Annotated in this window: 8 protein-coding genes and 1 pseudogene; 7 read left to right on the top strand and 2 right to left on the bottom strand. The window is 44.7% G+C overall.

All coding sequences use genetic code 11. From position 1 onward, the window contains the following. The first annotated feature begins 327 nt into the window (after nucleotides 1-327). Entirely contained in the window at nucleotides 328-2,019 is a 1,692-nt protein-coding gene (locus FYJ57_RS14085; protein WP_205840001.1) for a sensor domain-containing diguanylate cyclase, read from the top strand. Further along, nucleotides 2,009-3,925 (top strand): GGDEF domain-containing phosphodiesterase, encoded by a 1,917-nt coding sequence (locus FYJ57_RS14080; RefSeq protein ID WP_154433146.1) that lies wholly within the window; start codon nucleotides 2,009-2,011, stop codon nucleotides 3,923-3,925. Before FYJ57_RS14085 ends, FYJ57_RS14080 begins: the two co-directional genes overlap by 11 nt. Before the next feature lie 63 nt (nucleotides 3,926-3,988). On the opposite strand, the gene fucO is transcribed toward FYJ57_RS14080, so the two are convergent. Continuing rightward, nucleotides 3,989-5,137, bottom strand: coding sequence for a lactaldehyde reductase (fucO, locus tag FYJ57_RS14075; protein ID WP_022171955.1), 1,149 nt, complete (start codon nucleotides 5,135-5,137; stop codon nucleotides 3,989-3,991). Nucleotides 5,138-5,275: 138 nt separating this feature from the next. Further along, entirely contained in the window at nucleotides 5,276-5,866 is a 591-nt protein-coding gene (locus FYJ57_RS14070; protein ID WP_154433145.1) for a TetR/AcrR family transcriptional regulator, read from the bottom strand. A gap of 207 nt (nucleotides 5,867-6,073) precedes the next feature. Between FYJ57_RS14070 and FYJ57_RS14065 the strand changes: the two genes are divergently transcribed. The 5 genes and pseudogenes from FYJ57_RS14065 to FYJ57_RS15565 all read left to right on the top strand — a co-directional run. Beyond that, nucleotides 6,074-7,012 (top strand): AEC family transporter, encoded by a 939-nt coding sequence (locus FYJ57_RS14065; RefSeq protein ID WP_154433144.1) that lies wholly within the window; start codon nucleotides 6,074-6,076, stop codon nucleotides 7,010-7,012. Between the two features lie 210 nt (nucleotides 7,013-7,222). Further along, complete coding sequence (locus FYJ57_RS14060; protein ID WP_154433143.1) at nucleotides 7,223-7,846, top strand: DUF4317 family protein; 624 nt, start codon at nucleotides 7,223-7,225, stop codon at nucleotides 7,844-7,846. A 97-nt stretch (nucleotides 7,847-7,943) separates the two neighbouring features. Then, on the top strand, nucleotides 7,944-10,232 hold the full coding sequence (locus tag FYJ57_RS14055; protein ID WP_154433142.1) for an alpha-galactosidase: 2,289 nt from the start codon (nucleotides 7,944-7,946) through the stop codon (nucleotides 10,230-10,232). Between the two features lie 5 nt (nucleotides 10,233-10,237). Further along, nucleotides 10,238-10,675, top strand: coding sequence for an AraC family ligand binding domain-containing protein (locus FYJ57_RS14050; protein WP_154433141.1), 438 nt, complete (start codon nucleotides 10,238-10,240; stop codon nucleotides 10,673-10,675). A gap of 93 nt (nucleotides 10,676-10,768) precedes the next feature. Continuing rightward, a pseudogene (locus FYJ57_RS15565) lies at nucleotides 10,769-10,863 on the top strand (IS200/IS605 family transposase); the annotation flags it as partial.

The following is a 10,863-nucleotide window of genomic DNA, read 5'->3' as shown; positions in this document are numbered from 1 at the left end:
AGATAATTGAACTCTATTTTTCTTAGGGCGTGCCATAATAATAACCTCCATAGACATATTTTATCATCTATGGCAATTATATCAAGAAAAGAACATTAATTCAAATATCAACGTGTCAGTACACTAGTTACATATACGGATGAAAATCCCCTGAATCCAGAGATGTGATTCAGGGGGTTTTTTCGCTTCACAGGAAATTGCGTTCCTGTAAGTAAAAAACGCTCCGCGAGGATGCACACTGCGACGTATAAGGTAGATGCCGCAAGCGACCGACGCAGGCGCGAGAATGTGCCAAGGTACATACTTTGTTTTATGGAGAGGGGAAAGATGCAAAAATATATGCAAAAAAAGAGAATCTTTCCGGCATGTCTGTTTCTGATGTTTGTTCTGATGATTCTGGTAATCGGAAAAGAAACAGAGATGACTGGCAGAGGGGAAACTCAGAAAATCCGGAATCTGAGCGATGGATGGTATTATCTGAAAGACGGGGAAAGAACAGAAGTGACTCTTCCGACAACACTTCAGGAAGATCCGGGAACAGTACTGGAATTATATAACGATACAGTGACGGATGAGAACAGAGATATGGTTCTTCTCACCTGGGGAGCACCATATCACCTGCAGATCCAGATGGATGGAAAAACAATTTATCAGTATCGCGATTACGGATTTAAAAGAAACCTGCAGATGGCAAGAAAACTGGAATGCCGCGTGACATTGCCGGCGTTACACAAAAGCAGTCAGCTGTGCTTTCTGTATACTGTGCCGGAAAGTGGAGTGTGTAAACTGACACCGGTATATATGGGGAGCAGCGAAGCTATTTTCAGATTTCAGATCATGAATGCGGCGCCTGTGTTTGTGATCGTTCTGGGTATGCTGGTACTGGGTATTTTCGCAATCGGAATCTATGCGTATCTTCGTGCACGGAAAATGACAGAACGACGGTTTGCCAATGTGGGATTGTTTCTGCTCTTATGTGGCATCTGGTGCGTGACAGACTCTTCGCTGATGCAGTATCTGAGTCATTATTCACCGGCGATCAATGAAATATCTTTTTATGCGTTTATGCTTATGAGTGTTCCGGTTATCCGGTTTGTGCGGGAGACAGAAGGAATGCAGAAGTATAAAAGCATATCGGTGCTGATTGCTCTGTTTTATCTGAATGTGATTTTGCAAAGTATCTGCACCTACTGGTTCCATATTCAGCTTATCAACATGCTGATGATTACTCATCTGCTTCTTGTGGGTGGATGTATCCTTCTGAGTGTTCTTTTATACCGGGAATACAAGGCAGTGAAAAACAGGCAGATATATTCGATCCTCATGGCATTCGGTGTTCTGGCCTTTGTCGGCGTGGGAACCCTGGTGTTATACTGGTTTTTCGGAATTACCGGATACGATCTGATTTTCGAAGCGGGAATTGTCGTTTTTGTATCTGTTCTTCTGTGGGGCCTTGGCAAGACTATGGTGGAAAATATGCGTTTCCGGACGGAAGCAGAGGTATATAAAAAACTGGCACAGGAAGATCAGATGACCGGTATGAAAAACCGGTACTCCTATGAAAAAATTTTAGAGGATCTTGAAGATGGTATCTGTAATTGGAAAAATGCAGTGCTGATATTTATGGATATGAATCATCTGAAACAGATAAATGATATTTATGGACACGGAGCCGGAGATGAACTTCTGATTGGAGCAGCACAGAGTATCCAGAAAGCGTATGGCAGTCTCGGATATTGTTTTCGGATAGGAGGAGACGAGTTTTGCGCGATTCTTCCGGAAATAAAAATATCCGAAGAAGAACTTTCCCGCAGACTGGATGCAGCGGTAGAAGAATATAATCGTTCCAATGACCAGAAGCTGTCAGTAGCCCGGGGATTCAGCTGGTTACAGGACAGTCGGGGGATGAGAAAGAGTATCAGTGACTGGAAGTTCGAGGCTGATCAGAATATGTACAGCAATAAGGGCTGGTACAAAAGAGAAGAAGTACAAGAGGAAGGTACCCGCTATGAGATATAATATGGATTTTTTAGTGGCAGCACTGATCTTTCTGATTGTCTTATGGCATCATTTTATGAAACAACGACAGTATGCAGGTAACAAGACAGAAAAAACATTTCAGATTTTTATGATGCTTGGAATCGGAGATATTCTACTGGATATGGTCAGTACAGTTGTTATTGACAACAGTCGTCCGGAATTCGCCAGAATGCTTTATGTGATTTTATTGCTGTTTTATCTGTGCCAGCTGCTGATTCCACCGGTTCTTTATCTGTATACACTGGCACTGGCAGGAGGGGCAGTGGAAGAAAAATTATCGGGGATACGTTGTCTGTTGCTTTTGCCAACCGTGGTGCTTACGGTGCTGGTCATGGGTAATTTTCAGACCGGTCTTTTATTTTCTGTCACAGCGAACGGAGCATATATCAGGGGGCCGCTGTATCTTATGATGTATATGCAGGCTGTCTGGTATGGTCTGGTGATCGGTGGGGAAAGCATCCGGAATTATCAGAAACTGGGAAAACGAAAATTTGGTATAATCTGGGAAATTCTTTTTATTATGGTCAGCTGTGTGCTGTTGCAGGGAGTTTATCAGGAAGTTCTGCTGACCGGATTTGCTATAGCACTTTGTCTGATGGTCCTGCTGCTTGCTTTTCAGAACCCGTATGTGTATACCGATAATCTGACAGGACTTTTGGATATGCAATGTTTTCAGGAGTGGGCAGAAGAACAGTGCAGACGCAAACGGGATATTCATGTGGCAGTTGTTGATCTCCGGCAGCTGAAACAGCTGAATACCATTTACGGGGTTCCATGGACAGATCGTTTTTTGAAAAAGATAGCAGGGCAGATACGGGAGTTTACGGAAAGTCCCTATGTTTACAGAATCAGTGGGAAAAGGATACTGATCGGAATGTACTCTTTTGAAGAATACGAAGCAGTATTGCAGAAGCTGCTGCAGTATTTTTCTCGTCCGATTGCCATGGAAGGGGAAGAAATTCTGTTTTCAGCAGCAATCTGCGGAATACCATACGGGAATCAGCTTGGCAGTGAAAATCTCCTGAATTATGTAGGATATCTGACGGCACTAGTTCCGAGAACTCAGGAAACATTGCTGGTCCGGGGGGACGAATACGTAAAGCACGGATTTCTCCGGCAAAAAACAATTGAAGCATATCTTTACAGAGCGATAGAAGAAGATTTGTTTGAAGTATATTATCAGCCGGTTTATTCGATCAGGGAAAAGAGATTTGTTACGGCAGAAGCACTCAGCCGGCTGCATCACCCTGGTCTCGGACCGATATCTCCGGAAATATTTATACGGATTGCTGAGCAGAATGGACAAATCAATGAGATTGGCCTGCAGCAGTTCCGAAAAGTGTGCCGGATGGTCCAAAAATGTCCGGAAATCATGCAGCAGCTGAAAAATATTAAGTACAATCTTTCACCGGCTCAGCTTCTGAAGAAAGGATATGTCGGACGATTGCTGGAAATTATCCGGGAACATGGATTGGAGCCGTCGTTTTTTCAGTTTGAGATCACAGAGACCGTTGCGACAGAATACAAAGAAGAGGTGTATGAGGCGGTGGAAGTCTTTGTAAAAGATGGTATAGGCCTGTGCATGGATGATTTTGGTTCCGGGTATGCCAACTTGAATGCGGTACTGAAATTGCCGTTCCAGTGTATCAAGATGGATCGCTCCATGTTAAATGGTATCCGTCAGCATAAGGTAGCAGGAGAGTTTTATCGTAACATTGTAACGATTCTCCGGCAACAGGGATATGCGATCGTGGCAGAAGGAGTAGAAGAGCAGGAAGAGGTGGAACTTCTGGAAGCGTGGGGCGTGGATATGATTCAGGGATATTATTTTTCCAGACCGCTCCCGGTGGAGGAATTTCTGAAAAAGATCCGGGAAGCCGGATAAATAAAAAAGAGGAAGCTCATATCGGAGACTTCCTCTTTTTTTGCAGAGTTTAATAAATGTTGCTTATTTCATGATCTTACGGAACAGGTCTTTCAGATCTTCCACACTGGCATCTTTTGGGTTACCCGGTGCGCAGGCATCTGCGTGGGCAGATTCTGCAAGAAACTGCAGATCGTCTTCTTTAACTGCGTCGAGAACAGATGGGATTCCCACATCAGCGGACAGTTTTTTGACAGCATCGATAGCGGCTTTTCTGTATTCTTCCTGTGTCATATCATCGACACCTTTCACACCCATAGCACGTGCGATCTCACGATACTTCTCGCCGGTGCATTCCTGGTTGTATTCCATAACAATCGGCAGCATCATAGCGCAGGCAACACCATGTGGGGTATCATAAACAGCACCAAGAGTATGAGCCATGGAATGAGCGATTCCCAGACCTACGTTGGAGAATCCCATACCTGCGATATACTGACCAAGAGCCATTCCTTCACGGCCTTCTTTGGTGTTTTCAACAGCACCGCGGAGAGATCGGGAGATGATTTCGATGGCTTTCAGATGGAACATATCGGTCATTTCCCATGCAGCTTTTGTGGTGTAACCTTCGATGGCATGGGTCAGAGCATCCATACCGGTGGAAGCGGTCAGTCCTTTTGGCATGGAGGACATCATTTCCGGGTCAACAACAGCGATGATCGGCATGTCGTGTGGGTCAACACATACGAATTTACGTTTTCTTTCCACATCAGTAACAACATAGTTGATGGTTACTTCCGCAGCAGTTCCGGCTGTGGTAGGTACGGCGATGATCGGTACGCAAGGTTTTTTGGTCGGAGCCACACCTTCGAGACTTCTGACATCTTCAAATTCCGGGTTCGCGATGATAATACCGATGGCTTTGGAAGTATCCATGGAGGAACCACCGCCGATAGCGATCAGATAATCAGCACCGGATTCCTTGAAGGACTGTACACCGTGCTGAACATTTTCAATGGTTGGATTTGGTTTGATGTCGCTGTAAAGTTCATAGTCCAGACCGTTTTCTTTTAACAGGTCGGTAACTTTTGAGGTTACATTGAATTTTACCAGATCCGGGTCGGAGCATACGAACGCCTTTTTAAATCCATGTGCTTTTGCTTCATTAACGATCTCCTGAATAGCACCTGCTCCGTGATAAGAAGTCTGATTTAACATGATACGATTTGCCATAATACAAACACTCCTTTTCTTCTGGGAATCACCGTTTTCCGGATGTTCCGTTCTTTTGTGATTATATTAACAATGTTTTTGAAAAAAAGAAAGTTACAGAATTTGGTAAATGTAACATTTTGATAAGAAATTTTTGCTTTATTCCGTCAGAATGCCGAAAGAAGCAAAAAGGTCTGCAAGTTTCGCAGGCATGGCTTCCACCATCAGGCGTGCCAGGTCTTCCGGGGAGGTTGCCATGCCGGAGAGTACCCATTCGATAGTCATGGAGATTGATCGGTGGCAGTACATCTCAAGGAGAAACCGGATATCATCGGATGCCGGAGCGCCGGTCTTTAACTGGATCAGATCCTGATAAAAGCGGAAGATCAGCTGAAAATCATGTTCCCGCAGGGAGTTCTGCCGGTCATAACGGAAGGCGGCACGGAAAAATTCTTTTTCTTCCCCAATATAGGAGAATTTCAACTGTAACCCTTCCTGCACCGTTTTTCCCTGTCCCATGTATTCAAAGGATTTGATCAGTAATTTATCAAAGTACCAGTTGATCAGATCAAATTTGTCCATGAAGTTCCGGTAAAAGGTCTGTCTGGTCAGACCGCAGTTCTCTGTGATCTGGCGGACAGTGATGGCATCTACCGGGGTGTGACACATACATTCCTTCATGGATTCTGCCAGTCTGTATTTTGTTTTCTCGCCCCGTGTGAGGGAAGAAGATTCGTTTGGTAATGTCATAAAGAAATCTCACCTTCTGTTTGTCATGTATTGCATGGAATATAATATCCAGCGAAGCGTGTTACCGGGAACGGAGTGAACAGTAACCATTTATAATTATATGCATCATAGCACACAACGGAGGAATTTGACAGAAAAAAGACAGGGATGGTAAAAAATATATTGTAGGAAGTAGTCAGGAGATTTATAATAAGCACAGGAAAGATAATGGGGGATGAAAAAGTGATTGCTTTATTGCTGATGCAGCAGATCGCTGTATTGTTTTTGATTATGGGACTTGGTTTTCTGATCGTGAAGCTTGGAATCGTAAAGACAGAGGACAGCAGGGTACTTTCCATGGTGACGATTTATCTGGTTTTGCCCTGCGTGACGATCCATGCTTTTCAGATTGAATATTCCACAAAGATAAGAAATGGTTTTCTGCTTGCCGTTGCTGTGGCGATTCTGATCCATGTGGTGCTGTTTGTGGTCTGTGGAATCCTGAGAAAACTTCTGAAAATGGATGAAGTGGAGACGGCGTCTCTGATTTATTCCAATGCAGGTAATCTGATCCTGCCGCTGGTCACGTCCATCCTGGGGGAGGAATGGGTAATCTATGCCAGTGGTTTTATGTGCGTACAGACGATCATTGTATGGACTCACGGACAGTCCCTGATGCAGGGACAGCGCCAGGCGAACCTGAAGAAGATCGTGCAGAATATCAATCTGATCGCGATTCTGACAGGACTGGTATTTTTCCTGTGTAATATCCATCTGCCGGAGATTATTGATTCTATGACTTCATCCCTTGCGGGTATGATCGGTCCGATCAGTATGGTGATGATCGGCATGCTTTTAGCAGGTGTGGACTGGAAGCTGGTCTTTGGAAAACGGAGAATCTATGGTATCGTATTTTTGAAAATGATCGTAGTGCCGGGAATCATTACCCTGTGCCTGAAACTGGCGGCACCGCTGATCCCGATGGAGAATGCAAAAACGATCCTGTTGATCAGCCTGCTGGCAGTAATTGCGCCGACGGCGGTAACGATCACACAGATGGCTCAGCTTTACAAAAGAGATGCTGCGTATGCAAGCTCGATCAATGTATTTACCACCCTGGTGTGCATCGTAACGATGCCACTGATGGTGATGCTATATATGATATAATGAGTATTAGCGAGCGGGAACAAACGAAGTTTGTTCATCGGGAGCGGCGAATGTGGATCATGATAGCTGCGAAAGCAGCGTCAAGCACCGAAGGTGCGAATCATGATATAATGAGTGCAAGAGAGTCAGAGGGAGCTTGCTAACTCTTGACGAACGGCGAAATTATGGAGTGATGAAATCACGAAATAAGAAGCAGACGGAGAGAAAATTATGCGGATTAACAGAGAAGATATGCTGGAACTGACCCGGCGGATGACAGTAAAACGATCCTCGATGACACGGATCGCGGGAGCTTACATGGATCGGGAAGGGTATGTGGACGGAACCTTTAATACTAATTTTCTGAAATTGTCTCCGGCAGATAAGGAGAAAAATCTGGCACTGGCAAAAACAGTTCCGTTTTCGGAAACCAATGTCAACCTGAAACGGTACCGGTTTCCGAAAGAACAGATGACAGCCGGAACGATGTGGCAGCTGTTAAACGGGATCAGGAACAGCGGACTGAAAAATGATGCACTGATGGATACCTTTTATGAGATTGCAGGGGAAGAGTATCGTTCCTGCGGAGATTATGCCGTGTATATGTTCCATGACCGCTACGATATCCCGGTGAAAGCGGCAGATCATGAGCGGGTGGGAGAGTCAGAAGAAGTCTACGAATATCTGATCTGCATCTTCGCCCCGGTCAGCGGCGACTATGAACCGGGACGGCCGGAGTGCGGGTTTATTTACCCGGCGTTTTGTGACAGAAGCGGCGACTGGAATTATGTGGATATTTATCAGAAGAATCCGGAACGGCCGCACAATGAGCTGCGGAAGATTCTCGGGGTATAGAATAAAAGAAAAATAAAGTGAGTTACAATAAAGATAAGGTGACAACAAAGCCGGCATGACGGATCTGTGCGCCGGCTTGGTTTGAAAGGAGAAAAAAATGGCAATTGTATTCCACAAAGAGAGCAGATGTTTTCATCTGTATAACGCTGAAGTAAGTTATATCATCCGTATCATGGAAAACGAACAGTTAGAGCAGTTATATTATGGAAAGAGAATTCATGACCGGGAAGATTTTACCTACCTTCATGAAGAGTGTATGCGTTCCCAGATGTCCATCAATGTTCCGGAACCGGGTATCCTTTCCATGCAGTATACAAAACAGGAATTCCCGACTTATGGAACCGGTGATTACAGAAGCCCGGCACTGACGATCGCACAGGAGAACGGAAGCAGGATCGTGAATTTTACTTATGCATTTCATGAGATTTACAACGGAAAGAAAAATATTCTTCCGCTTCCAGCCACCTATGTAGAAAGCGGGGATGAGGCACAGACACTGGAAATAACACTTCATGATGCAGTGATGGATACCGATCTGATTCTGTCTTATACCATTTATGAAGAGTATCCGGTGATCACAAGAAATGCAAAGGTTTCTCATAATGGAAGCGAAAAGATCGTTCTGGATAAGATCATGAGTGCCAGTGTGGAATTCAACGACATGGATTATGAGATGGTACAGCTTTCCGGTGGATGGTCAAGAGAACGGTATGTGAAAAACAGAAAACTGGAGATGGGTATCCAGAGTATCCAGAGTTTGAACGGAACCTGCTGTGGTGCAGAGCATAATCCCTTCCTGGCACTGAAACGTCCGCATACCACGGAAAATCAGGGCGAAGTATATGGGTTCAGCCTGGTATACAGCGGCAACCATCTGGGACAGGTAGAAGTCTCCACTTTTGATATGACCCGTGTGATGATGGGAATCAACCCGGAAGACTTCAGCTGGGAACTGACACAGGGAGAATCCTTCCAGACACCGGAAGTAGTTATGGTTTACAGCGATCAGGGTCTGAATAAGATGAGTCAGACATATCACAGAATCTACCGGAAACGTCTGATGCACGGAACCTGGAGAGATCAGGCACGCCCGATCCTGTTAAACAACTGGGAAGCAACCTATTTTGATTTTAATGAAGAAAAAATCCTGAATATTGCGAAAAAAGCGAAAGAAGCAGGTGTGGAACTCTTTGTTCTGGATGACGGCTGGTTTGGTGCGAGAAACGATGACTACCGTGGACTGGGTGACTGGTATGTCAATCTGGAAAAACTGCCATCCGGCATCAGTGGTCTGTCCAGAAAAGTAGAAGAACTGGGATTGAAATTTGGTCTGTGGGTAGAACTGGAGATGGTCAACAAAGACAGTGATCTTTACCGTGCACATCCGGACTGGATCATCAGTGCACCGGAACGTTTTGAGTCGCATGCAAGACATCAGTTTGTTCTGGATTTTTCGAAAAAAGAAGTGGTTGACTATATTTATGAGATGGTTGCGAAAGTGATCCGTGAATCCTCGATTTCCTATATTAAATGGGATATGAATCGTTATATGACGGAGCCTTACAGTAAAGGAACCGAACCGTCCCAGCAGGGTAAAGTGATGCACAAATATATTTTAGGTGTGTATGATCTGTATACTAGACTGACCACAGAATTCCCGGAGATCCTGTTTGAGTCCTGTGCAAGCGGTGGCGCAAGATTTGATCCTGCCATGCTGTATTTTGCACCACAGACATGGACCAGTGATGATACCGATGCCAGTGAGAGAACCAAGATCCAGTACGGTACTTCTTATGTATATCCGATCGTCAGCATGGGATCTCATGTATCTGCGGTACCGAACCATCAGTTATACCGTACGACACCGATCGAGACAAGAGCGAATGTTGCTTACTTTGGAACTTTCGGTTATGAATTGGATCTGAATCTGCTCAGTGATGCGGAGATGGCAAGTGTTAAAAAACAAATTGCATTTATGAAAGAATACCGGGAACTGATCCAGGTAAACGGCGATTTCTACCGTCTGTTGAATCCGTTTGAAGGAAATGAGACGGCATGGATGGTTGTTTCTCAGGATAAGACACAGGCAGTGGCGGCACTGTACCAGAGACTGAACAAAGTCAATGCATCCTGGCTGCGCCTGAAACTGGAAGGTCTGGATCCGGATGCAAAATATCAGGTAAGCTGTGATCTGACCCCGTCCTCTTCTTTCGACACAGAACTGGCAAAACGCTACGGTTACGATACAGAAGGAAATCAGGTAAAAACATATGAAGCATACGGGGATGAACTGATGCGTGCAGGTATCCCGGTCGACAGACAGGAGCTGAATAAAAAGGGTGGAGATTTTGCTTCCTTACTGTATACAATTAAGAAAGTGGATTGATAAAAATGAAACATGTATCAGGCTATACCAATTCTGCCAGATTCCGTGCTCTGGAAGATCTGCAAAAGGATTCGGCAGACCTGTGTCTGATCTACTGTGGCTGGGAATATTGTGAACCCGGCCACAGATATGGTCCGAATATGCGTACGACTTACGTATTGCATATTATCAGGAGTGGCAGGGGAACACTGGAGATTCATAATCAGAAATATGAACTGACCGCAGGTGATGCGTTTTTGCTTTGTCCCGATGTGGAAGCCTGGTATGAGGCGGACTGGGAAGATCCATGGTCTTATATGTGGGTCGGCTTTACCGGGTATCGTGCACAGGAATATGCAGGGCATGCAGGATTTACAAAAAGAACTCCGATTCGTAAAGTAAATTGTGGAAAAGAACTGAATGAAAATGCTAATCCCCCAGCTATGCTGGGGCGAATCGTGTAGTAGTGACGTTGTATGGTGAAAAGTAAAGCCTCCTATGATACGATAGTAAAGGTGTCTCAAGCCAATACTAAAGAGAATAGGAGGCGGTCCAAAGTGGACAGTTACAGCTTATCACATTCAAGGTACAAATGCCAGTACCATGTTGTGTTTATACCAAAGTACAGAAAAAGAATTATGTATGGAAAATT

The organism is Oliverpabstia intestinalis (assembly GCF_009696065.1).
Classification (GTDB): domain Bacteria; phylum Bacillota; class Clostridia; order Lachnospirales; family Lachnospiraceae; genus Oliverpabstia; species Oliverpabstia intestinalis.
The sequence above is the reverse complement of the archived record's forward strand: the minus strand, read 5'-3'. Positions and strand labels throughout refer to the sequence as shown.